20 protein-coding genes, 1 pseudogene and 1 riboswitch are annotated in these 22783 nt (G+C 70.6%); of the genes and pseudogenes, 6 read left to right on the top strand and 15 right to left on the bottom strand.

Going from position 1 to position 22783, the window contains the following annotated elements; translation table 11 throughout:
* Positions 1 to 49: 49 nt before the first annotated feature.
* Complete coding sequence (locus ACIO5D_RS02595; protein ID WP_363607616.1) at positions 50 to 961, top strand: glutaminase; 912 nt, start codon at positions 50 to 52, stop codon at positions 959 to 961.
* Positions 962 to 1056: 95 nt separating this feature from the next.
* Here ACIO5D_RS02595 and ACIO5D_RS02590 read toward each other — a convergent pair whose 3' ends face one another.
* On the bottom strand, positions 1057 to 2511 hold the full coding sequence (locus tag ACIO5D_RS02590) for an MFS transporter (protein ID WP_400658806.1): 1455 nt from the start codon (positions 2509 to 2511) through the stop codon (positions 1057 to 1059).
* Positions 2512 to 2670: 159 nt separating this feature from the next.
* Between ACIO5D_RS02590 and ACIO5D_RS02585 the strand changes: the two genes are divergently transcribed.
* Together ACIO5D_RS02585 and ACIO5D_RS02580 are read left to right on the top strand one after the other, a co-directional pair.
* The gene (locus tag ACIO5D_RS02585) at positions 2671 to 3126 is read left to right on the top strand and encodes a MarR family transcriptional regulator (protein ID WP_363607617.1); all 456 of its coding nucleotides are present in this window, start codon (positions 2671 to 2673) and stop codon (positions 3124 to 3126) included.
* A 107-nt stretch (positions 3127 to 3233) separates the two neighbouring features.
* Positions 3234 to 3776: a hypothetical protein gene (locus ACIO5D_RS02580; protein ID WP_400658774.1), complete on the top strand. Its 543-nt coding sequence runs from the start codon at positions 3234 to 3236 to the stop codon at positions 3774 to 3776.
* Between the two features lie 15 nt (positions 3777 to 3791).
* Here ACIO5D_RS02580 and ACIO5D_RS02575 read toward each other — a convergent pair whose 3' ends face one another.
* From ACIO5D_RS02575 to ACIO5D_RS02560, 4 genes and pseudogenes are all read right to left on the bottom strand, one after another.
* Positions 3792 to 4007 (bottom strand): hypothetical protein, encoded by a 216-nt coding sequence (locus ACIO5D_RS02575; RefSeq protein ID WP_400658772.1) that lies wholly within the window; start codon positions 4005 to 4007, stop codon positions 3792 to 3794.
* A 4-nt stretch (positions 4008 to 4011) separates the two neighbouring features.
* Positions 4012 to 5241 (bottom strand): ROK family transcriptional regulator, encoded by a 1230-nt coding sequence (locus tag ACIO5D_RS02570; protein ID WP_400658770.1) that lies wholly within the window; start codon positions 5239 to 5241, stop codon positions 4012 to 4014.
* A 358-nt stretch (positions 5242 to 5599) separates the two neighbouring features.
* A pseudogene (locus ACIO5D_RS02565) lies at positions 5600 to 5845 on the bottom strand (PLP-dependent transferase); the annotation flags it as partial.
* Between the two features lie 249 nt (positions 5846 to 6094).
* A complete protein-coding gene (locus tag ACIO5D_RS02560; protein WP_363607621.1) occupies positions 6095 to 6487 on the bottom strand; it encodes a hypothetical protein in 393 nt (130 codons plus the stop codon).
* Positions 6488 to 6711: 224 nt separating this feature from the next.
* Here ACIO5D_RS02560 and ACIO5D_RS02555 point away from each other — a divergent pair, with 224 nt between their 5' ends.
* Positions 6712 to 8268, top strand: coding sequence for an LCP family protein (locus tag ACIO5D_RS02555; protein ID WP_400793704.1), 1557 nt, complete (start codon positions 6712 to 6714; stop codon positions 8266 to 8268).
* A gap of 84 nt (positions 8269 to 8352) precedes the next feature.
* On the opposite strand, the gene ACIO5D_RS02550 is transcribed toward ACIO5D_RS02555, so the two are convergent.
* Entirely contained in the window at positions 8353 to 9012 is a 660-nt protein-coding gene (locus tag ACIO5D_RS02550; protein ID WP_363607623.1) for a double zinc ribbon domain-containing protein, read from the bottom strand.
* Between the two features lie 180 nt (positions 9013 to 9192).
* The gene (locus tag ACIO5D_RS02545; RefSeq protein ID WP_400658764.1) at positions 9193 to 9411 is read right to left on the bottom strand and encodes a hypothetical protein; all 219 of its coding nucleotides are present in this window, start codon (positions 9409 to 9411) and stop codon (positions 9193 to 9195) included.
* A 374-nt stretch (positions 9412 to 9785) separates the two neighbouring features.
* Here ACIO5D_RS02545 and ACIO5D_RS02540 point away from each other — a divergent pair, with 374 nt between their 5' ends.
* The gene (locus ACIO5D_RS02540) at positions 9786 to 10613 is read left to right on the top strand and encodes an alpha/beta fold hydrolase (protein ID WP_400793703.1); all 828 of its coding nucleotides are present in this window, start codon (positions 9786 to 9788) and stop codon (positions 10611 to 10613) included.
* Between the two features lie 75 nt (positions 10614 to 10688).
* Here the strand turns inward: ACIO5D_RS02540 and lepB are convergent, their stop codons facing one another.
* The 3 genes from lepB to ACIO5D_RS02525 all read right to left on the bottom strand — a co-directional run bounded on the left by lepB (position 10689) and on the right by ACIO5D_RS02525 (position 13448).
* Positions 10689 to 11543 (bottom strand): signal peptidase I, encoded by an 855-nt coding sequence (gene lepB, locus ACIO5D_RS02535; RefSeq protein ID WP_400793701.1) that lies wholly within the window; start codon positions 11541 to 11543, stop codon positions 10689 to 10691.
* 65 nt (positions 11544 to 11608) lie between these two features.
* The gene (locus ACIO5D_RS02530) at positions 11609 to 12202 is read right to left on the bottom strand and encodes a helix-turn-helix domain-containing protein (protein ID WP_400756950.1); all 594 of its coding nucleotides are present in this window, start codon (positions 12200 to 12202) and stop codon (positions 11609 to 11611) included.
* 154 nt (positions 12203 to 12356) lie between these two features.
* Complete coding sequence (locus ACIO5D_RS02525; RefSeq protein ID WP_400793699.1) at positions 12357 to 13448, bottom strand: helix-turn-helix transcriptional regulator; 1092 nt, start codon at positions 13446 to 13448, stop codon at positions 12357 to 12359.
* Positions 13449 to 13556: 108 nt separating this feature from the next.
* On the opposite strand from ACIO5D_RS02525, the gene ACIO5D_RS02520 reads away from it, so the two are divergent.
* Complete coding sequence (locus ACIO5D_RS02520; RefSeq protein WP_400793697.1) at positions 13557 to 13931, top strand: hypothetical protein; 375 nt, start codon at positions 13557 to 13559, stop codon at positions 13929 to 13931.
* A 758-nt stretch (positions 13932 to 14689) separates the two neighbouring features.
* On the opposite strand, the gene ACIO5D_RS02515 is transcribed toward ACIO5D_RS02520, so the two are convergent.
* From ACIO5D_RS02515 to ACIO5D_RS02495, 5 genes are all read right to left on the bottom strand, one after another.
* Positions 14690 to 15859, bottom strand: a complete 1170-nt coding sequence (locus ACIO5D_RS02515) for a magnesium and cobalt transport protein CorA (RefSeq protein ID WP_400793695.1) — start codon at positions 15857 to 15859, stop codon at positions 14690 to 14692.
* 371 nt (positions 15860 to 16230) lie between these two features.
* Positions 16231 to 16401: riboswitch (M-box (ykoK) riboswitch) on the bottom strand.
* Between the two features lie 102 nt (positions 16402 to 16503).
* Positions 16504 to 17436: a RimK family alpha-L-glutamate ligase gene (locus ACIO5D_RS02510; RefSeq protein ID WP_400793694.1), complete on the bottom strand. Its 933-nt coding sequence runs from the start codon at positions 17434 to 17436 to the stop codon at positions 16504 to 16506.
* 227 nt (positions 17437 to 17663) lie between these two features.
* Positions 17664 to 20288 carry a response regulator gene (locus ACIO5D_RS02505; protein ID WP_400793693.1) on the bottom strand — a complete coding sequence of 875 codons (2625 nt, stop codon included), beginning with the start codon at positions 20286 to 20288 and terminating at the stop codon, positions 17664 to 17666.
* 9 nt (positions 20289 to 20297) lie between these two features.
* Positions 20298 to 20837 carry a heme NO-binding domain-containing protein gene (locus tag ACIO5D_RS02500; protein ID WP_400658753.1) on the bottom strand — a complete coding sequence of 180 codons (540 nt, stop codon included), beginning with the start codon at positions 20835 to 20837 and terminating at the stop codon, positions 20298 to 20300.
* A gap of 316 nt (positions 20838 to 21153) precedes the next feature.
* Positions 21154 to 22233: a response regulator gene (locus ACIO5D_RS02495; protein ID WP_363607643.1), complete on the bottom strand. Its 1080-nt coding sequence runs from the start codon at positions 22231 to 22233 to the stop codon at positions 21154 to 21156.
* Positions 22234 to 22783 lie beyond the last annotated feature (550 nt).

Here is a 22783-nt window from a genome sequence, read left to right as displayed (position 1 = left end):
ACCGTCACGGCGGTCCGCACGAAGGTGCACGCATGTGCACAATGGCCCGGTGGATCTCCAGGACCAGCTGACCCAGGCCATGGAAGCGGCCCGCCCGGTACTCACCGCCGGACGGGTCGCCGACTACATTCCGGCGCTCGCCGCCGCCGACCCGAACGCCTTCGGACTGGCGCTGGCCACCGTCGACGGCGCCGTGTACGGCGTCGGGGACTGGGAGCAGCCGTTCTCCGTCCAGAGCATCTCCAAGCTCTTCACCCTCTGCCTCTCCCTGGCCGCCGGCGGCGACGGCCTCTGGCAACGGGTCGGCCGCGAGCCCTCCGGCAGCCCCTTCAACTCGCTGATCCAGCTGGAGACCGAGCACGGCATCCCGCGCAATCCGTTCATCAACGCGGGCGCCATCGTGGTCACCGACCGCCTGCACAGCCTGACCGGCGACGCCCGCGCGGCCGTCCGGGACTTCCTGCGCGCCGAGTCCGGCAACCCACTGCTCGACAGCGACTCGGTGGTCGCGGCCTCGGAGGCCGCGCACGGCCACCGCAACGCCGCGCTCGCCCACTTCATCGCCAGTTACGGCAACCTGGAGAACCCCGTCGACACGGTTCTCCAGCACTACTACGACCACTGCGCCCTCACCGCGAGCTGCCGGGACCTGGCCCTGGCCGGGCTCTTCCTCGCCCGGCACGGCCTGCGCGCCGACGGCTCCCGGCTGCTCAGCCGCAGCGAGGCCAAGCGCATCAACGCCGTGCTGCTCACCTGCGGCACCTACGACGCGGCCGGCCAGTTCGCGTACCGGGTCGGGCTGCCCGGCAAGAGCGGCGTGGGCGGCGGCATCCTCGCGGTGGTGCCGGGCCGGGGCGCCCTCTGCGCCTGGGGCCCCGCGCTGGATCCGGCCGGGAACTCCGTCGGGGCGGTGGCCGCGCTGGACGCGTTCACCACGGCCACCGGGTGGTCGGTGTTCTGAGCCGCGGCGGCCGGGCCCGGGCGGCGGCGCCCCGGACCGGCCGCTCGCCCGCGCGGGGCCGGTTCACTCGGCTCTCCCCGCGTGGGCCGGTCCGGTCAGCCCTCGGCCGCGACCGCCTCGCGCTCGGGGGACGGGGCGTCCCGCTCGCTCCCGGCCGCGCCGCGCACCGCCGGGATGACCGCCGCGATCGCCGCGGCGATCAGCGCGACCCCGAGGCCGATGAGCAGGCCGGTTCGGAAGCCGCTCTCGGAGGCGAAGGCGTGGCCGCCCATCGTGGTGGTCATCTGGGAGAGGACCGTGCCGATCACGGCCGCGCCGATGGAGGTGCCGAGCGAGCGCATGAGCGTGTTGAAGCCGTTGGCGGCGGCGGTCTCCGCGGGCGGGATCGAGCTCATGATCAGGGCGGGCATCGCCCCGTAGGCGAGGCCCACACCGCTGCTGGTGACCATGGTCACCAGCATGAGCCCCCAGGCCGAACCCATCAGCGCCAGCGACAGGCCGTAGCCGGCGGCGATCACCAGGACGCCGCTGATGAGCGTGAACTTCGGGCCGCGGGCGTTGGTGAGCTTCCCGCCCAGGGGGGAGACGATCATCATCATGATGCCGCCCGGGGCCATCCACAGGCCGGCGGCGAGCATCGACTGGCCCAGCCCGTAGCCGGTGGCCTTCGGGAACTGGAGCAGCTGGGGGACGATCAGCATGCTGGCGTACATGCCGAAGCCGACGAAGACGGAGGCGAGGTTGGTGAACAGCACCCGGGGGCGGGCAGTGGTGCGCAGGTCGACCAGCGGGTCCTTGGTGCGCACCTCCCAGAAGCCCCAGCCCGCCAGCACGACGACGGCGGCGGTGAACAGGCCGATCGTCGTGCCGGAGGCCCAGCCCCAGTCGGCGCCCTTGGAGACGGCGAGCAGCAGGCAGACCAGGCCGACGCCCAGGCCGAGCGCGCCGGGCAGGTCGAATCGCTGACCCCTGGCGGTGGCCGGCACGTCCGGCACCAGGAACCAGATCAGGGCGGAGACCACCAGGGCCAGGACGGCCGCACCCCAGAACAGCACCCGCCAGTCCGCGTACTGGGCGACCGCCGCGGCGATCGGCAGGCCGAGACCACCGCCGATCCCCATGGATGCGCTGACCAGGGCGATCGAGGAGCTGAGCTTCTCCGCCGGGACGACGTCACGCAGCAGGGCGATGCCCAGTGGCACCATGCCCATGCCCATCCCCTGCAGCCCACGCCCGACGATCATGGGCACGACGGAGGAGGCCAGCGCGCACACCACCGAGCCGGCGACCAGGGGCACCGAGCAGACGAGCAGCATCCGGCGCTTGCCCACCATGTCGCCGAGGCGTCCGGAGACCGGCACGCAGACGGCCGAGACGAGCAGGGTGACGGTGATCACCCAGGCCGCGTTCGAGGGCGTGGTGTGCAGAATCTGCGGCAGTTCCGCGATGAGCGGGGTGACCAGCGTCTGCATGACCGCGGCCACCGTGCCGGCGAAGGCCAGGGTGGCGACGACGCCGCTCGGGTGCGCGGATCGTTGAGAGGTGTCCATGGGGAAGCTCCGGAACAGTCTGTCGGACAAGAAGTGCATCATACATGTCTAGTGCATCATGCACATTCTATGGTGGATGCATAATGCTGTCCGGAGGGACGCGGACGGAGCCGGCCGGCCACGGACCGAGGCGGCCGTCGGCCAGAAGGTGGCAGGAACATGGTCAGACCCACGCACGAGGTCGAGTACGAGCAGATGCTCCTGAGCCGTCACGGCCTCCAGGGCAGCGCCGGCGCCCGCCGCAAGGACAGCCTGCTCGAACGCAGCGCCTACATCCTGCTCAGTCGCATCCGCGTCCAGGGGCCGATGTCGATCGGAGAGCTGAGCGACGCCTTCGACCTCGACGCCTCCACCCTCAACCGACAGACCACCGCCGCGATGCGGGCCGGGCTCGTGGAGCGCATCCCCGACCCCGAGGGCGGGATGGCCAGGAAGTTCCGCATCACCGGCCGGGGCGTGCGGCTGCTCGACCAGGAGCGCGCCGGCACCATCGACAGCCTGGAGCGGGTGATGGCCGACTGGACGGACGACGACATCGCCGCCTTCGCCGGCTACCTGAGGCGCTTCAACACCGGCATCGAACGCCTGGGCGGACACCCCTGGCCGCGCCCCTGAACCACCCCCGCCCCGGTCCCGACCCCGGCACGAGGGTGGAACGACAGCGACGCACCCAGCATGATGGCAGTTCCGGGTGCGGGGCCCGCAGGGGAGGGGAGGTCCGCATGTGGCGTCCGTCGGCGCGAGCGGCGGCGGTACTGGCGGCGATCGGCCTTCTGGCTGGGGCGGGGTGGCTGGCCTGGGTACTGGCTGCCGAACGGGTGGGCGCGGCCGCGGGCCTCGGTCCGCCGAGCGGCGTCGTGCTGGTGGAGAAGTGCTACGACGTGTCCGACGACGAGGGCAACAGCGCCGGCCGCGACTGCCGGGGCCAGTACACCCCGGCCGGCGGGACGGCGGCCGGGGCCCGTCCGGTCGTGGTACGCGGCGTACCCCGCGACCACCGGGCGGGCACCCGCCTGACAGTCCGGCTGTCCCACGGCGTCGCCTACGAGCCGTCGTCGACGCCGGCCCTGCGGTACGGCGTCGTCGCTGGACTGATCATGGTGCTCGGCACCGTACCGGCCGCGTGGTTCCTCTCCTGTGCCCGGCACGGGAACCTCCAGGACGGCAGCGGCTACGTCGCGGCCGGCTTCGCGGGACTGCTGGGCGTACCGCTGCTGGGCATCGCGGTCGGCCTGGTGGCCGGGATCGCCGAAGCCGTCCTCTGAGCGCGGCCCGGCCGGCTACAGCCGGAACGGGTTCCCGCCACTCGCGGCGAGCGGGTGGGCGGTGCCCTCGGACCAGACCTTGCCGGTGTCCGCGGTACTGAAGCTCACACCGGTGCAGGGACCGTCGGTGACGGAGAGCCGGCCGATCGTCCGGTCCACGGCGGCCGAGCAGGCTGGGTCGGGCGTGGCCGGGTGGCTCCAGGTCCGGACGTCCTCGGCGGGGCCGGCCACGGGATCAACTGCCGGACAGGCCTTGGGCCGTCGCGCCCGAACGGCGGCCGAACACCTCCGGCCGGGCGATCTCCAGCGCCGTCGAGACGGCGCCGAGCAGGACCGCCTCCTCCCCCAGCAGGCTCGGGGCGAGCCTGGTCCGCAGCGGGGAGAGCCGGTGCAGCGCCCGCTCCAGCGGCTCCAGCAGCAGATCCGCGCTGCCGCCGACGCCACCGCCGAGCACCACCAGATCCGGGTCCAGCACCGCCGTCAGCACCGCGACGGCGTAGGCGAGTTGCTCCGCCTCCTGCTGGACGGCCCCGGCCGCGAGCGGGTCGCCGGACCGGGCCGCGTCGAAGACCTGCTTGGCCGTCAGCGGGCCCGGCATGCCGAGGCCGAGCGCGGTGCGCACCACCGCGTCCGCCCCGGCCACCTGCTCGATCGTCCCGGCCGGCTCCCCGGCGGGCCGGCCGGGCAGCGGCAGCAGCCCCACCTCGCCCGCGGCTCCGTGCGCGCCGGCGAGCAGTTCGCCGTCCTTCACCACGCCGACGCCGAGGCCGGTGCCGACCAGCAGATAGGCGAACACCCGGCTGCCCTGCCCGGCGCCGAGGGCGAACTCGCCCAGCGCGGCGAGGTTGGCGTCGTTGGCGACGGTGATCGCGGTCTCCAGCCCGTCCGCGATCCGGTCGAACAGGCCCGGTCTGCCCCAGCCCGGCAGGTTGGTGGCGTAGCGGACGCCGCGGCGCCGCTCGTCCCAGACGCCCGGGCTGCCGATCACCGAGTGGACGATGCCGCCGGCCGTCAGCCCCGCCTCCGCGATGGTCTCCCGGGCCGCCGCCACCACCGCGTCGGCCACCGCGTCGGCCGTCCGCCCCCGGTTGGGCACGTCCCGCCGGGCGACGATCCGCCCGGCCAGGTCGGCCACCGCCACCCGCAGCCGGGCCCGGCCGATGTCCACGCCGAGCACATGGCCGGCCGTCGGGTCGGCCTCGTACAGCACCGCCGTGCGGCCGCGCTCGGGGACGAACCGCCCGGCCTCGCGGGCCAGTCCGGCCTGTTCCAGCGCGGCCAGCGCGGCGGAGACGGTGGGCTTGGAGAGCCCGGTGTCGCGGGCGAGCTGGGCCCGCGAGGACGAGCCGCCGGTGCGCAGCAGTTCGAGCAGCAGCCACTCGTTGTTGCTGCGCAGCCGCTGCCGGTTCCACGGCTGCACCGGCGCTCCGGCCGCCGGGAGGTGGGTCGGCAGGTGGCGGCTCATCAGGTCCTCCGGTCTCGGCGTACCCCGCGGACCGGCGCGGTACCGGGGCGGTGGCGGGCCTGGGCTCAGGCACCGCCGCCCAGTATGACCGGTTGTCAACCCGCCCATCGGCCCGGATCCGGCCCCGGGACCGGTCAGCCCACCCGGCCTCCGGTGAGGGACCGCACCGCGGAACTGTCGAGGTCCGCCGGCTTGGCCGCGACGAAGGCGCGGGCCCGCCCGCCCGGCGCTCGTCGGTCCGCCCGGCGCCGCGCCGGTCCGGGCCGTCCGCTCGCCCGCCGTCCGCCCAGAGCTCGGCGAGCGCCTGCTCCAGGTCCGCCCAGAGGTCCTCCGGGTGCTCGGTGCCCACCGAGAGGCGGACCGTCCCGGCGCCGATGCCGGCGGCGGCCGGCTCCGTGTCGTCCAGCTGCCGGTGCGAGGTGCCGGCCGGATGCAGCACCAGGGTGTGCGCCCCGCCGGGCGAGGGCGCGGGGGAGGCCGGCCGGACGGACTCGGTGAAGGTCCGGGCCGCCTCCCGTCCGCCCGCGAGGTCGAACGCGAGCACGCCGCCGTGGCCGTCCGGGAGCAGTCGGCGGGCGCGCTCGTGGTCCGGGTGGGCGGGCAGGCCCGGGTAGTGGACGGCGGTGACGGCCGGGTGCGCGGCCGGACGGCCGGGTCGAGCGCGGTGTCGCAGCGCCTGCGCACCCGCAGGGCCGGCGTCTGCAGGCCGCGCAGCGTCAGCCAGGCGGCGAACGGGTCGGCCGCGGCGCCGGGTTCGATGGCGTAGCGCCAGACCCTCCCAGAGCCAGTCCCGGTCGATCGGCCCTGGACGGCCGCCGGGCCCGACGGCGCGTGCCGAGGGGCCCGGCGGGTCTCAGCGGCGGCGCCCGAAGACCCGCTTGGCGGCGTAGACGATCCCGACGATCAGCAGCACGAAGAAGAGAATGATCAGGATCACCACGATCAGCAGGAACTTGCCGAGCTTGGCGAAGAAGCCCTTCTTCTTCTCCTTCTCCGCCGCCAGCCGGCTCGCCGGAGCCGCCGCGCGGTCCTCGGCGGCCCGGGGGACCTGGACGGTCTGTCCGCCCTCGGCCCCCTCCATGCCCTGGACGCCCTGGACGCCCTGCGGCTGGACGGCGCCGGCCGCCACGGCCGCGGGTCGGGGTGCGGCCACCGCCGTCGCGCTCGACGCCGCCGCGGTCAGGCCTGCGGTGGCCAGCAGGGCCACCAGGGCGCCGGCTATCGAACGTGCGATCCGGTGAGTCATCGTGCTCCTTGGTTCCGGTCCGGGTGCGGCACCGATGGGCCCGGCCGTCCAGACCCCCCTGGGCTGACCTGCGGGTTTCCTCATCGGCGCCTAGTATGCTCCACTGAAGTTCTACAGCGGTGTAAAAGTTTACCGGCGGCGGACCCGCCCACGGTACCCGGGGTCCGCGCGCGGGCGCCCAGCACACCGACGGGGATCTCGTGGCAACTGTGGAGGGTGACGACATGTCAGGTCGCAGGGGTCCCGGCGGAGCCGGGGCGTCGAGGAGCCGGTCGGGCGGCCGACGCGCCCGTCCCCGGCGCAGCCGCAAGCAGAAGGTGCTCTGGGTGACCGCCGGCTGCACCGCCCTGCTGGTACTGGCCGGCGGCGCCGTCTACTACCGGCTGAACGGGAACATAGCCACCTTCGACGGAGACGCCGTCAGCAAGGACCGCCCGGAGGCGGCCAAGCCCGACGCGCAGGGCCATGTGCCGGTCAACATCCTGCTGATCGGTTCGGACAGCCGCGGCGGCAACAACAGCGACCTGGGGGGCGGCCAGGAGGGCGGGGCCCGTTCGGACACGGCGATCCTGCTGCACGTCTACGCCGACCACAAGCACGCGGCGGGCATCTCCATCCCGCGCGACTCGCTGGTCACCATCCCGCCCTGCAAGCTGCCGAACGGGAAGTGGACCAAAGAGCAGAACAATGTCATGTTCAACAGCGCCTTCGCGGTGGGCGACACCGAACAGGGCAACCCGGCCTGTGCCCAGAACGCCGTGGAGAAGCTGACCAACATGCGGGTCGACCACACCATCGTGGTCAACTTCGAGGGCTTCGCCGCGATGACCAAGGCCGTCGGCGGGGTGGAGGTCTGCCTGCCGAACGAGATCCGCGAGGGCGACCTCAACCCCAACCTCGGCCGGAAGGGCAAACTGCTCTACCCCAAGGGCCTGCAGAGGGTTCAGGGCCAGTCCGCGCTGGACTACGTCCGGCTGCGGCACGGCATCGGCGACGGCTCGGACATCGGCCGCACCAAGCGCCAACAGGCCTTCCTCTCCGCGCTGATCAAGGAGATCAAGGCCAAGGGCATGGACCCGACCACCCTGCTGCCGGTCGCCGACGCCGCCACCCGGTCGCTGACCGTCGACCAGGACCTCGGCTCCGCCGCCAAGCTGCTCTCCTTCGCCATGTCGCTGAAGGACATCGATCTGCACGACGTCAAGTTCGTCACCGCGCCCTGGCGTTACGAGGGCCCCCGGGTCGCGCTGGTCCACCCGGACGTCGACCAGCTCTGGGCGGCGCTCCGGGCCGACCGCACGCTGGACGGCCAGGACGCGAGCGCGCCGAGCGCGGCGGCGTCCGAGGACCCCTCGCCCTCCCCCACGGCCTCCCCCGCTCCCGAGCCCCCGGCGGCCGGCACAGACGTCAAGGTGACCGTGCTGAACGGCACTTCGGCCACCGGCCTCGGCGGCCGGGCTGCGGAGTCCCTGAAGGCGGCCGGGTTCACCGTGACGGCCGTCGGCAACGCGCCGAACCGTCAACGCGCCACCACCGTGGTCGACTACGGGCCCGGCGAGCGGACCTCGGCGGAGGCCGTGGCGAAGCTCTTCCCCGGCGCCGGGGTCCAGCCGGGCGCCAAGGCGGGCGTCAGCGTGGTGCTGGGCCACGACTACGCCGCCACCGCCACCGCCGCGCCCTCCGGCCCGCTGCCGCCGGCCCCGGGACCGCTGCCCACCAGCGTCCGCGACGCGGCCCGCTCGGCCGACGACGACCCCTGCGCCAACCTCTCGTACGGCTGACGGCGCCGCCGGCCCGCACAGGGCCGGCGGAGAGCGTCGCGCGCCCCGGGGCGACGGTGGTCCCGGGGCGCGCGACGGTCCTGGTCAGCGGCGGGTGCCGCACCCCGGGCAGAACGCGGCGCCCTCGGGCAGCGCGGCCTGGCACTGCCCGCACTGGTTCGGGTTGGCCAGGCGGAAGCCGCAGCCCGGGCAGAACGGCGTGCCGTGGGTCTCGGTGCTGCACTGCGGACAGACCAGCTGGCGCGGCGTCTGCACGTCGAAGGCCTGGCCGGTCTGCTGCCCCTGCGTGTAGGCCCGCTCGGAGACCATGTCGTTGAGGCCGCGCCGCTGGGCCGCCATCGCCTCGGCGGCGGTGTCCGGGGCGCAGGTGTGGCAGAGGCCCTGGGCGGGGTCGAAGCAGCGGCCGCAGACGTAGTTGGTGCACCGTGCGCACCGGTTGAAGTGGGTCTGGGCGTTGGCGATGGCCCGCTGGAAGGCGGCATCGCGGGAGCTGCCCCAGTTGGCGCCGGCCAGCCCGTCGGCGGCGTTGCTGATGGTGTTGGCGTTGCCGCCGATGAGGTTCCAGGCGGCACTGACGCCCTTGCTCACCCAGCCCGCCACCTGGCCGGTGGTGAACGCCTCGAACGGCGAACGCCAGGTGTCGGAGCAGCGCGAGCAGGAGAACTCGAACTGGAAGCCGGCCCCGGTACCGTGTTGCTCGCACAGGTCACGGTAGTTGTTGCTGAAGTAGATCTCGGAACTCACGTCGTCCCCGGTGGCTGAGTTGGCATGTCGGCGGTCCCCGGCCCTCTGACGCCGACACGGCTGCGATGGGTCACGGGGCGCTGCACAGAATGACATATACCGTCATATTTTGTGAATCCCGTTGGGGTAAAGCTTCGCTGAGCAACGGTTCAAGAACCGCCCGGTCCACCGGAGTGGGTCTCAGACCCCACCGGCCGGCAGCAGCACCACCCGGGCCGGGTCGAACGGCTCCCAGCGGGCCGGCCGCCCGCTCCGGGCCACCCGCAGCCGGCACCAGCGCCGCCCGGCCGCGTCCTGCCACCACCCGCTGATCCGCCCGAGCGCCCAGGTGCCGTCACCGAAGTGCACCTCGACCGGCTGGTACACCCGCTCCACGCCCGGCTCGGCGTCCAGGTCCACGCCCCCCGGTCCCTCGCCGTCCACAGGCCCGCGCCGACTCTCCTCCACGGTTCCGCCTCCCGACCCGGATGTCGCCACCGGCTCCCCCGACAGGGCAGCCGCGAGGCCTGGCGTACAGCTCACCCGACAGACTCTACAGCCGTGTAGAGAACGGCGTGGCGAGAACCCCCGGAAGGCGGCCCCGGGCCCGGCCCGGATCCGGCCCGCGACCGTCCCCCACCCGTCCGGAGGACGAATTCCGGGCAACACGCCGACCGGTCACCGCCTTCCCGCCGCGCCGCGCCCACCCCCCGCCTAGCGTCTGAGTGCCTCCCCCGCCCCTGTCTCCTCTGTTCACCTCCAACCCCTGTGGCCCGATCGCACGAAGGAGCGCCATGCCCACCATCACCACCGACGACGGCACCCGGATCTTCTACAAGGACTGGGGCAGCGGCCGGCCGGTCGTCTTCAGCCACGGCTGGCCGCTGAACGCGGACGCCTGGGACGAGCAGCTGCGGCTGGTCGCCGAACGCGGCTACCGCGCGATCGCCCACGACCGGCGCGGCCACGGGCGCTCCGACCAGCCCTGGCACGGCAACGACATGGACACCTACGCCGACGACCTCGCCCAGCTGACCGACCGGCTCGACCTGCGCGACGCCGTCCTGGTCGGCCACTCGACGGGCGGCGGCGAGGTGGCCCGCTACCTGGGCCGGCACGGCACCTCCCGGGTGGCCAAGGCGCTGCTGCTGAGCGCCGTCCCGCCGCTGATGCTGCGGGGCCCCGGCAACCCGGAGGGCACACCGCTGGAGGCCCTCGACGGCATCCGGGCCGGGGTGGACGGCAACCGCTCGCAGTTCTACTGGGACCTCAGCGAGAGCTTCTACGGCTTCAACCGCCCCGGCGCCGACCTGTCCGGGGCCGACGGCATCCGCCGGGCGTTCTGGCTCTGGAGCATGCAGGTCGGCGCGAAGGCGGCGTACGACTGCGTCCGGCAGTTCTCCGAGACCGACTTCACCGAGGACCTCAAGCGCATCGACATCCCCACCCTGGTCGCGCACGGGGACGACGACCAGATCGTCCCGATCGCGGCCGCCGCCCCGAAGACCGCCCGGCTGATCCCGGACAGCGTGCTCAAGGTCTACCCCGGCGCGTCGCACGGCCTGCACGGGGCGTACCGGGCCGCCTTCGAGGCCGACCTGCTGGACTTCCTCACGTCCTGATCCCCACGTCCTGACCCCGGGACCCGGGCGGCCCGTTGCCCGCCGGTACGGCCGGGACCGGGGCCGCCGGCCCGGTCAGCGCCTGCGGGCCCGGGCCCGGCGGCGCTGCCAGACGGCCAGCGGAACGGCGGCGGCGAGGGCGGCGGCCTCCGGGGCCGGCGGGCTGTCGAGGGGGTTGTCGTGCGGGGCGGGTGCGCCCAGCGGTGCCTGGTCGAAGGTGTCGGGGACGGGGAGGGTGTCCCAGTGGGAGAGCGGCCAGGCGACGACGAAGGCGCGGCCGATGACGTTGTCCACCGGGACGAAGCCGCCGCCGGCCTCGCGGGTGTGGTACCGGGAGTCGCGGGAGTCGTCGCGGTGGTCGCCCATCACCCAGAGGTGGCCCTTGGGGACCTTGACCGTGCCGGCCGGCTCGTTGTCGCAGGGCGTGGCGCCCGGGTAGATGTACGGCTCGTCCAGCGGGACGCCGTTGACCTTGACCGGGCTGCCGCTGTTGCACTCGACGGTGTCGCCGCCCACCGCGATCACCCGCTTGATCAGGTCCTTCTCGTCCGCCGACGGCATCAGGCCGACCACGCCGAGCACCGTCTGGACACCACGCATGACGCTGTTGCCGGACTGCTCGGGCGGCCCCTCCAGCCAGCCGCCCGGGTCGCGGAAGACCACCACCTCACCGCGGTCCGGGGTGGCGCCGAACCACGGCGTGAACTTGTCGACCAGCACCCTGTCCCCCTTCTCCAGGGTGTGCTGCATCGAGCCCGAGGGGATCGAGAAGGCCTGGACGAAGAAGGTCTTGATGCCGAGTGAGAGCAGCAGGGCGATGACCACCAGGACCGGCAGCTCCCGCCAGAAGGACCGTTTCTTCGACCCCGCCGCGCCCTTCCCGCCGGCCTCATCGGCCTGATCGGTCTCCGTGGTCTGTTCGACGCTCATCCCTGGGCCCCTCCGGACGGCCTGTCGGGAGCCCGGTGCGGAACCCCCGTTGTGAGCCAACGAACCTAACGACCAGAGGTTCCCGGCCGGGCCCGGACGTGGATGCGTTCGCCCTGCGGCCCGAACAGGCTCAGGAACTCGACCGGCGTCGGCCCGGCGTTGCCGAAGGCGTGCGGGATCCGGGTGTCGAACTCGGCCGCCTCCCCCGCGGTCAGGACGAGATCGCGCGAGCCCAGGAGCAGGCGCAGCCGGCCCGCCAGGACGTACACCCACTCGTGGCCCTCGTGCACCTTGGGCTCCAGCTCGGGCCCGGCCCGGTAACCCGGGGGCATGATCTGCTTGTAGGCGTGCAGCCCGCCGAGGTGGTGGGTGAGCGGGACGAAGGTCTGGCCGCCCCGGGTGAACGGCCGGGCGTGGATGCGCGGATCCCCGGTGGCCGGGGCGCCCACCAGTTCGTCCAGCGGCACCCGGTACTCCCGGGCCAGCGGCAGCAGCAGTTCCAGGGTGGGCTTGCGCTGGCCGGACTCCAGGCGGGAGAGGGTGCTGAGGGAAATGCCGGTCGCGGCGCTCAGCCTGGCCAGGGTGGTGCCACGCTCGCGCCGCAGCGCCCGCAGACGCGGGCCCACCGTGGTGAGGACGGTAGAGAAGTCGTCGGCCATGTCTTCTATTTGCCGAGGCGGCAAGCGTGGTTGTCAAATCAGCTTGCCGGCACGGCGGCCGGCGGAACCGCGGGGCGGCGGGCGGCGCCGGGGAGCCCCCGCGGCCGGCCGTCTCCCGGCCCGGTGCCGCCCGCCCCTCAGTGTGCACCGCCCCTCAGTGGCCGACGCCGAGCATGACCCGGGCGATCAGCTCACGGCGGCTGGCCACCCCGGCCTTGGCGAAGACCGACTTGAGGTGGTCCTGCACCGTGTAGGGCGTCATCGTCAGCAGCCGCGAGACGTCCCGGGTGTCGCAGCCGCGCACCAGCAGCAGCGCCACCTCCTGCTCCCGTGCCGTCAGCCCGTACGCGGACAGGTAGAGCGGCATCACGTCCGCCGGGGTGGCCTCGGAGGCCACCACCGTCACCTCGCCCGCCGTCCCGCCCCGCAGCGCCGAGGCGTGCAGCACGAACCAGCGGCCGTCCCTCGCCTGCACCCGGATCTTCCGCTGCGGGGCGGGCAGGCCGTACGCCGCCCGGCGGGCCTGCTCGGCGGCGATCGCGAAGGCGGTCGGCACCGCGAGCGCCGACGGTGTGGGGTCGGCCAGGCCGGCCAGCAACTCCTCGGCCGGGCCGGACATCGCGAGCAGCCGGTTCGACGGGCCGAGCAGCAGGACGACCGGCGCCCCGCCGTCCGAACAGGACTCGTCCTCCGGCCCGTCGCCGGGCGGCGGGAGGTGGCTGGCCCGCAGCGCGTTCCCCAGGTGCCGGGCGGCGATGTCGGCGAGCTCGCGCTGGTGGCCGAGGTACGGCCCGCGGTCCCCGGCCCGCATGAACGCGGCGCACCCCCACATCCCGCCGTGCGCGTCGAAGACGGCGCGCAGCTCGTCGCCGAACCCGGCCGGGGCGATCTGCTCGCGGTAGCGCACGCTGTGCTCCGGTCGCCCCTTCGTCACCCGGTTCAGTGTCTCGGCCCGCACGCCGCTGCGGCGGATCTTGGGGAAGGTGGCGACGTCATCGGACCAGATCTCCAGGCGGACGGCGTCCTGGAAGCTGTCGAGGCTGAGGTCGTCGCTCAGCACGGAGTTCACCAGCCCGGTCGCCGGGTCGGCGGTGTGCCAGCAGACCGCGTCGAACTCCATGACTCCGCGCAGCAGTTCGTCCGCCCCGCGGAACACCTCGGGGGCCGTCAGCCCGGCCCCGGCCAGCTCCCGCAGCCCCTCGATCGCCTGTTGCGCCGCCGCCCCACGAACCCCACGTGATCCCATGGCCGGAAGCTAACACGCAGACCAGTCAGCGGTCATGCGCCGATCGTAGGGGGTCGACTCCGACTCATGGCGGGGTCCCGGCCACTCCGTACGGCTACGCTGCCCGCCATGAGAACCGAACTGACCAGGGACAGCGTGGCGATGGGCGACGACGTGTCGGCTCCGCACGCCGAGCGGCGCGAGTTCCCGGACGGCATCGGTGTGCGGGACGCCGTCGTCTCGGTGCTCGCGGACGGCTACCTCGCGACCGTCCAGGGCGGCCGGGCGACCTGGATCGTGGTGGCCGCCGACCGGACCCGCCTCGCGGTGGTCGCCCAGCAGTGGGCCGCTCCCCGGCTGCTGCCCGCCGCCGGCCAGGGCCCGCTCGCCCGGTTCACCGACCGGGACGGCGTGGTGCGGCTGCACTTCGACTACCGGCAACAGACGAACCCGGAGGCCGAGTTCGAGCGGCTGTCCGCCACCGGGGCGCGCGCGGACGGTTAGGTCCCGCCGCCGACACGGACGACTGAGCCCCCGGTCGGTGCACACCGCCCCGGCGCGCGGCCGGGCACCCGCCGGTCCCGGACCGCTCCACGTCAGCGGAGTGCCGCCGCGTGGTCCGGCCGCAGGGGCCGCCCGGTCAGTCCTCCTGGGTGGCCGTCAGACCCCACCGGATGGCCTGGGAGGACCAGCACCGCGCCCAACGCCCCGGCCGCACCGACCAGCGCCCGCTTCGCCGTCTGCTTCATCGCGCTACCCCCTGACGATCCGTCCGGACCGGCCGCACGTGGAACCGCGCGGCCGTCCGTCGCCGTTCTTCGGCACCCGAACGACCCTACGGCGGCCCACTGACAAGTGCGGCGGACCAGCGCGCTACCGGTACTCCCGCAGCCGCGGCCGGACGCCGATCGCCAGGCCGGTGCCGAGGGTGACCGCCTCCTTCAGCCGCCCGGCCGGGGTGCGGGACGAAGGTACGAGAAGGCGTCCGCCCCTGCCCCGCGGCGACGGGGCAGGGGGCGGCGCGGGCCGTGCCGTCCGGCGGGGAGGCGCGGTTCAGCGCACGGCGATGACGGCCGCGGCAGCGACGACCGGCGGCCGCGGATGCGGCGGGCGGTCGTGGTGGCGTGCCGGGCGGTTCATGCCCTTCATCCAAGCCGTCGGCGCGGGCGGGGGGCAAGCCCCTCCGGCCCGCCCTGACGGAACCCTGACGCCCTGTCCGAACGTCGTGCCGCTCACGGCGGGTCACGGGCGAGCCACGGCACTCAGAGCCAGTTGCGGCGCTTGAACACCAGGTAGAGGCCGGTGCAGACGAGCGCCATCAGCCCGATCGCGAACGGGTACCCGAACGCCCACTTGAGCTCCGGCATGAGCTCGAAGTTCATGCCGTAGACGGTGCCGATCAGGGTCGGCGCGAAGAGGATCGCCGCCCAGGAGGAGATCTTCTTGATCTCGTCGTTCTGCACGTGCCCGGCCTCGGCGAGCTGCTTCATCTCCTCGTTCTGCCGCTGCGAGACCAGGGTCGCGTTGACGGTCAGGATGTTCTGCAGCATCTGCCGGAAGCCGTCCACCCGCTCGGCGGCGTACGTGGCGTGGTCGGCCACGTCCCGCAGGTAGCGCTGGAGCTCGTCGTCGGTGCCGTACTTGCCGAAGCCCGCCTCCAGGCTCTTCATGATCTCCAGCAGCGGACGGGTGGCCCGCTGGAACTCGATCACCTCGCGGGAGAGTTCGTAGATGCGGCGGGACACCTGCGGGTCACCGCCGAACACCTCGGTCTCGATCTCGTCGATGTCGTGCTGCAACCCGGCGATCACCGGCGCGTACCCGTCGACGACCGCGTCCAGCACCGCGTACAGCACCGCCTCGGGGCCGAGCGCGAGCAGCTCCGGGTCGGCCTCCAGGCGGCTGCGCACCGCGGAGAGGTCCGGGGCCTGCGAGTGGCGCACGGTGAGAACGAAGTCGGGGCCGACGAAGAGGTGGATCTCGCCGAAGTCGACCTCCTCCACGTCGTCCAGGTAGCGGGCGGCGCGCAGCACGACGAAGAGCGTGTCGCCGTAGCGCTCCAGCTTCGGCCGCTGGTGGGCGACGATCGCGTCCTCGACCGCCAGCTCGTGCAGGTTGAACCGCTCGGCGGCCTCCAGCAGCTGCGCCTCGGCGGGCCGGAACAGGCCGATCCAGGCCATCGTGCCGGGCTTGCCGGGCAGCTGGCGGTAGATGTCGGCCAGGCTGGCGGGTTCCTCGACCCGGCGCCCGCCCCGGTAGACGGCCGCGTCCACGACGGAGCGCTCCAGCGTGACGGGCTCCGCGGGCTGGTCGGGCCTCGGGTCCATCGAGTGCTCGGGCGCCGGCTGCGCGTCGCCGCCGCGCGGCGTGGTGACGGAACGGGAGAACGGACGCTTGCTCGCGCGCACGGCGCGCACACGCCAGTCGGACATGGCGGGGTACCTCCACGGGTCGGTGTCCGCCGCTGCCGAGGCCAGGGGCCGCGGGGTCGGGCGGGGCGGGGGCGGGAGGCGCCCGGCCGTCCTCCACCGCGCACGGCGCCCGGACCACGCGGCCGGAGCCGCCGCTGTCAGCGGCGGGCGGTACGGCGGCGGGGTGCGGGAGCGGTACGGGAGGAGAAGTGCCGGGTGCCAGGAGAAGAGGGGGACGTCCTGGGGCGGGGCCGACTTCGGCCCGGACTACTGCTCTCCACAGGTCTCACCTCCTCGCCGTCGGGGCGCCCGTACTCGGGTCGCCGTTACCGGGGCCATCAGGGAGATCCACACCACGCGCCGCGGGCACACCTGGCCGCGGGACGGGCGGGGCACCCCTGATCTCGTCAGAGCTTTGGCACGCCACGGCGTAGCACCCGGGGGTGCAGCCACTTGGGATCACCCCTTAGGCCGGGGAGACCTGTCCTGAACCTGGGCGTCTCTCGACGTCGTGGGGTCAGTGGCCTGTGTCCGTGGCGACGCCTCACCGAACGAGGTGCCTTCACAACTGTGCCAAGTCTAGTACCCGCGCGACCGCGCCCTTGACCAGGGCCTCCGCCGAGGCCTCCACCGGGGCCCCGACGGGCCCGGGCCGCCGCTTCGGCTCAGCCCAGTGCGAGGTGGGCGGCGGTGTACGGCAGGGCGACCGTCTCCAGGCCCCCGACGCTGCCGAACACCGGGTGGACGTTGACCTCGAAGACGACGCCGCCGTTCTCCGCGCCGAGGTCGACACCGCCGAGCGGCAGGCCCAGGGACTTGGTCGCGGAGACGGCCAACTCGGCCAGACCCGCAGGCAGTTCGCCGTCCTCCAGCAGCGTCGAGACGGCGCCCTGGATCTCGTTGCAGGGCGCGTCCGGATCCGGCTGGACGTGCTCGACCGCGCGGACGACGCGCCCGCCGAGCACCACCACCCGGTACTGGTGGCGCCGGCCGTCGGCGTTGAAGTTCCCGGCGTCGCGGGCGATCAGCCAGTCGGCGCCCGAGGCCACGTAGTGGTCCGCGGCGGCGGTGAGCTGGTCGCGGGTGGTGACGTGGAAGACATCGTTGCCGCCCATTCCGACGGTCGGCCGGGCCCAGACGTCGCCGCCGAGGCGGTCGAAGGCATCGACGGCGGCCTCGGGGGTCGGCCGGGAGAGCGCGATGGTGGGCATGTGCGCGATGCCGTCCCGGCTGAAGCGCTCGACGGTCCGGTCCTTCTCGGTGGCCGCCCGCCAGCCGTCCGTGTCGGTGCCGAGCGAACGGGCGCCGTACGCGCGGAGCCGCTGCTGGCAGGCCTCGAAGGCGCGCCGCTTGTGCGGCGGTATCTCGTAGACCAGCACGGTGTCCGCCGTCACGGCGAGGCCCTCGGCCGGCACCTCCAGGCGGAGCCCGCCGTCGGCGGCCGGGCCGATCCGGCCGGTGCCGCCGCGCATGAAGTGCCGCGCGTCGAGCAGGACGGGCACCCGGCCGGTGAGCATCCGCGCGGCGGTGGCCAGAGTCTCCCGGCTTCCCTCGGTCGAGCTGTGATCCGTCATCAGAACGAGCTCGCTTCGCGGCATGCCGCCATGGAACAGGCCCCGCCCGGCCCGGGCAAGAGCGTGTTCCAGGCCTGGCCCCGCCTCCGGTGGCCGGAATCCTCTTCGTTCCCGGTCGGACCGGGGCCGGGTCGGTGCCCGCGTCCGGGCCCTGGCCGAGACCGCTCGGCTGCTCGATGCCCGTGGTGGCGGCATCGACATGCTTCACATCAGCGACCTCTTCCTCGCCCGCGGCCCCTGAGCGAGGCGAGTCAACCGAGACTGTGGCTTTCCAGTTCGGTGAGAATCTCGAAGAGCTGACTCTTCGCGCGAAGGAATTCGTCACTCATTGCACTCACACTGAATTCCCCAAGGGTTTCCGCGCGGGCTTGTGCTTCGATCTCCGCTGCCATATCGGCCAGCAGGTCAGCCCCCAGGGCCCTGGCGCTGGACTTCAGCGTGTGAGCGGCCCGCCGCACCTCGTCGTTCTGCTGACTGCCCGACATGGCGGATATCAGTTTCGGCGCATCTTCCACAAACAGCTCGGCCAGTTCAGCAACCGAGGAAGCCCCGCCCAGGTCGTCACAGAGACGCTCCAGAACCTCTCGGCTGACCGAAGTGCCGGAGTGCTCCGGCTGCGGGGTGGTGTCCTGCTCGCCGCCGGGTGCGGACACACGGCTCAGCGCTTCAGCCAACTGGTCACTCTTTATCGGTTTCGCTATGTAGTCGTCCATGCCCGCGGCAAGGCAGATTTCGCGGTCGCCCTGCATCGCGTTCGCCGTCATCGCGATTATGTAAGGACGGCGGCCGGCCTCAAGCATTTGATTGATCTTCCGCGACGCCTCGAGGCCGTCCATGACGGGCATCTGCACGTCCATCAGCACGACGTCGTAGCAATCATTGAGGACGGCATCGACGGCCTGACTGCCGTCGTCGACTATCTCGGCGGTGTGGCCGAGTTTCCGCAACATCAGCGTAGCGATCTGCTGATTCACCGCATTGTCCTCGGCCAGCAGGATTTTCAGATCAGAAGACGCGCCGTCAGGAGACGTACCCTTGCTCGGGGAAGGGCTCACCCCGGCGGGTTCCCGCTTGCCCACGATGACCGTCACAAGCGCATCATGCAGCTGCGAAGCCCTTATAGGCTTGGTCAGGACCGCGGAGAATTCTTCACGGTCGATCAGTTCTCTGGACGTCACCAGTGAGGTTGCCAGTATGAGCGGCAGACGTTCACGACCCAGGATCCGGTGGATCCTCCTGGCCAGCTCCACGCCATCCATCTTCGGCATCATCATGTCGATGACTGCCACATCAAACGGATCGCCCGACTCAAGTATTCTGAGGGAATCTTCGGGGAAGGCCGTTTCATAGGGCACCATGTTCCATGAATCAGCGTGCCGCCTGACCACTTCGCGGTTGACCGCATTGTCATCGACAATGAGCAGGCGCTTCAGTCGCAGTGGTTCTTCCGCGACAGGCGGCAGACTGCCTTCAGCGACCTCCAGATTGATTTCGAAGCTGAAGACAGAGCCGACGCCGCTCTTGCTCTCCACCTTCATGAAACCATCCATCATCTCGACGAGGCGCTTGCTGATCGCCAGCCCCAGGCCCGTCCCCCCGTACCGGCGAGTGGTGGACGAATCCACCTGGCTGAAATCCCGGAAGAGTCGATCCATGCGATCTTCAGGGATGCCTATACCCGTATCCGAAACGGAAAAATGCAACCGCGTGGCCCGGTCGTCCCCGTCGACATCCTCAGTGGTTCTCACCGATACTACGACTTCACCGGTCTCGGTAAATTTAATCGCATTGGAGAGGAGGTTGGTCAGTACTTGCCGGAGGCGCATTCCGTCGCCGACCAGCCTGTCCGGAACGTCAGGCTCAACCAGGCAGGCAAGTTCGAGCGATTTTTCTGCGGCACGGGTGGCAATCACCCCGACCGCGGAATCCATCATATCACGCAAGGAGAACGGCCGGCTCTCCAGCTCCAGCCCGCCGGCTTCTATCTTGGAGAAGTCCAGAACGTCATTGATGATACCAAGCAGGGCCTCCCCGCTGGAATTGATGATATCAACAAAGTTTCGCTGTTCGGACGTCAGTTCAGTAGACAGCAGCAATTCAGTCATCCCGATGACTGCGTTCATCGGGGTCCTGATCTCATGACTCATGGTGGCCAGGAACGAGCTCTTGCTGCGGGCCGCGGTCTCCGCGACCGAGCGCGCGTCCTGCAACTCCCGCTCTGCCTTCGCCCTTTCAACCACGCGTGACAGCTGAGCGCCGACCTGAATCAGCAGCTTCGTGAGCATCTCGTCCTGGCTGATTTTTCCCGGCGCGGCAAAGAACTCAAGCACAAAAATGACTTCGGATTCACAGAAAACAGGAAGCGTCAGGAACTCGGTGATTCCGAGTTCACGACAGGACTTGATGTAATCTATTTCTTCGTCCTCGCTGCCGACGGTGCCTGTCAGCGCCTCGGTGGACAGCAGGGCGCGTCCGGCCGGCCCACGCCCCCGGGGGACCATGAGCCCATCATTCGCCTGCAGCGCTCGCAGGTGTTCCGGATCGTCCGCCCACCAATAACGCGAGTACGAGGCAAGCATGCCGCTGTCCGGCGAGAACGACAGCGCATGACCGGCCGGGCACCCCGTGAAGGTGCATATTCCTTTTACCGCGGCAAGCAGCGGATCGCTCACCTGGAGCGCGTTGTTGCATGCCGCAGCCACCGACTCCAGCAGTTCCAGACCCCGCTGCTTCTCGAGCTCCTGGTTCTTTGCGTCATGCAGCTTGCGAATCATTTCCTCTGATATCAGCTCGGCCTGCCGCCGCGCCTTGCGTTCCTTGTTCAGTAGGCTTTCCAGCAGAGCTGCTTCCCGATCTATATTCCGCTCACGCTCCACCGTAATCTCCTATGATGCTAGCCTTACTTCAAATACGCATTCTTCGTCCCCTCGCCCGGTGCATCTGGGCTGCTTGATCTGAACGGACTCCCCGAAGTGAACGGCCGCACCCTCGATAAGTCCTTCGCCGAACCAGCACAGCTGTCGTTCCGACCTGTAGCTCATGATGAGTACATCATCGGACGACGTATCGAATCTGAAACTAGGCACATCGGCACCGGGATAGAGCCGCCTCACTTCGGGATGTATGATGTCGTTCAGTGTCAGCAGGAAGGTTCGAGCCGAGCTGTGTCTTTCGAAGAACACGGGATATCTGTCGGCGAAGATCGGCAGCGCCTCGCGCCCCAGCCAGCGAACAATTTCGTCTTCTGACATACCGAACATGGACGCCGCTTCGGCAACTATTTTCAGGAACTCGGCATCCGGGTAGTTGCCGAGCGACGTATACACTCCCTCAACACCTGCAGCGTTGATCAGGTCTTCCCATGCGGTCAGGCCGTACTTCTGCGAGACCACCTCATTGAAGAGATCAAAAACGACGCCCTTCATCGCATCTCATCCCCTTGCCCTGACGTCTCGACGGCAACCAAGTCCACGGATCCGAGGGTGCCGGCTTTCACGAGTGCCGCGATTGATTCTCGAATGCCACTTTAGGCGAAGACATCTTCATCGCTTATTACTGTGGCGTCTCCAGCAGCCGCATATTGAATGAGCGGAACCAGCATACGCCCGCCCGGACACCGGTGCGACTGGAGGGGAGGATGGCAGACCGGTCGCCATGGAGCGCTCTTGCCCCCGTACACCTTTGGCGCCGCGCGCGAGCCGGTACAGTGCGCCTTTAGGGCCTTTAGGGCGCGGCGCGCCTTCAGCCGGCGGCGGCCCCTTTCGATCCATCTCCCCAGACACCGACGGAGGACCGCTTCCCGCGAAGGGATATCTCTCCGACGAAGACGAGGTCGTCGGAATGCCTGCTCAGCATGGCGTAGGTTTCGTTTGAGATCAAAATCGCGTGCGGTACCTCTTTGGTCATTTGCTCAAGACGGGATGCGGTATTGGTGGTATCACCCACCGCCGCATACTCGAGGCGGCGTTCCGACCCTACTGTTCCGGACATCACCGGGCCGCTGTTCAAGCCGATTCCGATTCTGAATCCCGTACCCAGGCCTTCGCGCTTCAGCCACGTATTGAAGTCCAGCAGGGCTTCCTGCGCCATCATGCGGGCCGCGGCCAGGGCGAGGTCGGCATGGCATTCCTCCTCGATCGGAGCCCCAAAAGCGGCCATAATCCCGTCGCCCATGTAGGACACCAGGGTACCGCCGTGATCGAGAATAACGTCACTCATGGAACCGAGATAGTAGTTCAGGGCATTGATCACGAGATCCGGCGAACTGTCCTCGGCCCAGGACGTGAACCCGCGCAAGTCTGCGAACATTATCGTTGCGACGCATTTTTCTCCCTTCAGCCTGAGATCCTCGCCGGCCTGCAGGAGCACTTTGTCGACTATAGCTGTGGGAACGAATCGCCCAAAGATGCTGCGGACCCTCTCCTGTTCCAGGTCGTGAATCCTCTTCCGGTTGAGGCTCGCATCCATCCTCGCCCGCAGCAGGATCTTGTTGGCTGGCTTCGGAATATAGTCGGTTGCTCCGAGGCCAATCGCTTTGACAACACTGTCTATATCTTCGATCGCCGAGATCATGATGACGGGAATGTGACGAGTCCTCGTATCCTGCTGGACGCGTTCCAGCACGCCGAAACCATCCATCTCGGGCATCTCGATGTCGAGGAGAATGACGTCGACGTCGTTCTCCGCCAAAAGATCACAAGCGACCCGCCCGTTTTTTGCCGCGAGTGTCAGATACCCCTCTCTTTCGACGAGCCTGATGAGGAACATCCTGTTAACGGGATCATCGTCCACCACTAGGACGCACGGGCGGTCCAATCTCATATCGAATCCTCCTTGCAAATGTCTCAGCACCCGGCAAGGGTCGGGGACTCAAGTCCCGGCGGACAGTCCGCCAGGTAACGCGCACCCGATATCTGCGCGTCGTCCAGGAACCAGGTGAATCGGCTTGGTGATCCTTACCCGCGTTGATTCCTCTCTGTCACCACCCAAAGTGGTGGCTGCCATTCCCATTATTCGCGGCCAATCCTCGTGGCGCCAGACCTGATGAGACCTTGGGAGCCCTTTTCAGGTGCAGGTCGTGCGGGTGAGGGTGGCGACGGTGACTGAGGACCTGCCCGCACTGTGTGTGGCCGTACTTGTGGTTACCGCTCACCTTCCGTGAGATGGAGGAGCTGATGCCGGAGCGCAGCGTGATCGCCTCCCAGGAGGCGGGCCGCCGATGGCGCCTGAAACTCGGCCAGGCCTACGGCGACAGCTGCGGCCCGGTGACAGGTGGTACTTGGAGGAGGTCTTCATCATGATCAACGGTGACTGTAAGTACCTGGGAGGGCGCGGGCACAGCGGTAACCGTCCGCGTTCAGCGGCATCTCAC

This window comes from Kitasatospora sp. NPDC087315 (genome assembly GCF_044744345.1).
Lineage (GTDB): Bacteria > Actinomycetota > Actinomycetes > Streptomycetales > Streptomycetaceae > Kitasatospora.
This window is presented reverse-complemented; position numbering and strand designations above follow the sequence as displayed.

Bases quoted from the DNA above. Each gene is read 5' to 3' on its own strand.
- ACIO5D_RS02590 (WP_400658806.1), bottom strand. From the start codon at position 2,511: ATGGACACCTCTCAACGATCCGCGCACCCGAGCGGCGTCGTCGCCACC.
- ACIO5D_RS02585 (WP_363607617.1), top strand. From the start codon at position 2,671: ATGGTCAGACCCACGCACGAGGTCGAGTACGAGCAGATGCTCCTGAGC.
- ACIO5D_RS02580 (WP_400658774.1), top strand. From the start codon at position 3,234: ATGTGGCGTCCGTCGGCGCGAGCGGCGGCGGTACTGGCGGCGATCGGC.
- ACIO5D_RS02570 (WP_400658770.1), bottom strand. From the start codon at position 5,241: ATGAGCCGCCACCTGCCGACCCACCTCCCGGCGGCCGGAGCGCCGGTG.
- ACIO5D_RS02560 (WP_363607621.1), bottom strand. From the start codon at position 6,487: ATGACTCACCGGATCGCACGTTCGATAGCCGGCGCCCTGGTGGCCCTG.
- ACIO5D_RS02555 (WP_400793704.1), top strand. From the start codon at position 6,712: ATGTCAGGTCGCAGGGGTCCCGGCGGAGCCGGGGCGTCGAGGAGCCGG.
- ACIO5D_RS02540 (WP_400793703.1), top strand. From the start codon at position 9,786: ATGCCCACCATCACCACCGACGACGGCACCCGGATCTTCTACAAGGAC.
- lepB (WP_400793701.1), bottom strand. From the start codon at position 11,543: ATGAGCGTCGAACAGACCACGGAGACCGATCAGGCCGATGAGGCCGGC.
- ACIO5D_RS02530 (WP_400756950.1), bottom strand. From the start codon at position 12,202: ATGGCCGACGACTTCTCTACCGTCCTCACCACGGTGGGCCCGCGTCTG.
- ACIO5D_RS02525 (WP_400793699.1), bottom strand. From the start codon at position 13,448: ATGGGATCACGTGGGGTTCGTGGGGCGGCGGCGCAACAGGCGATCGAG.
- ACIO5D_RS02520 (WP_400793697.1), top strand. From the start codon at position 13,557: ATGAGAACCGAACTGACCAGGGACAGCGTGGCGATGGGCGACGACGTG.
- ACIO5D_RS02515 (WP_400793695.1), bottom strand. From the start codon at position 15,859: ATGTCCGACTGGCGTGTGCGCGCCGTGCGCGCGAGCAAGCGTCCGTTC.
- ACIO5D_RS02510 (WP_400793694.1), bottom strand. From the start codon at position 17,436: ATGCCGCGAAGCGAGCTCGTTCTGATGACGGATCACAGCTCGACCGAG.
- ACIO5D_RS02500 (WP_400658753.1), bottom strand. From the start codon at position 20,837: ATGAAGGGCGTCGTTTTTGATCTCTTCAATGAGGTGGTCTCGCAGAAG.
- ACIO5D_RS02495 (WP_363607643.1), bottom strand. From the start codon at position 22,233: ATGAGATTGGACCGCCCGTGCGTCCTAGTGGTGGACGATGATCCCGTT.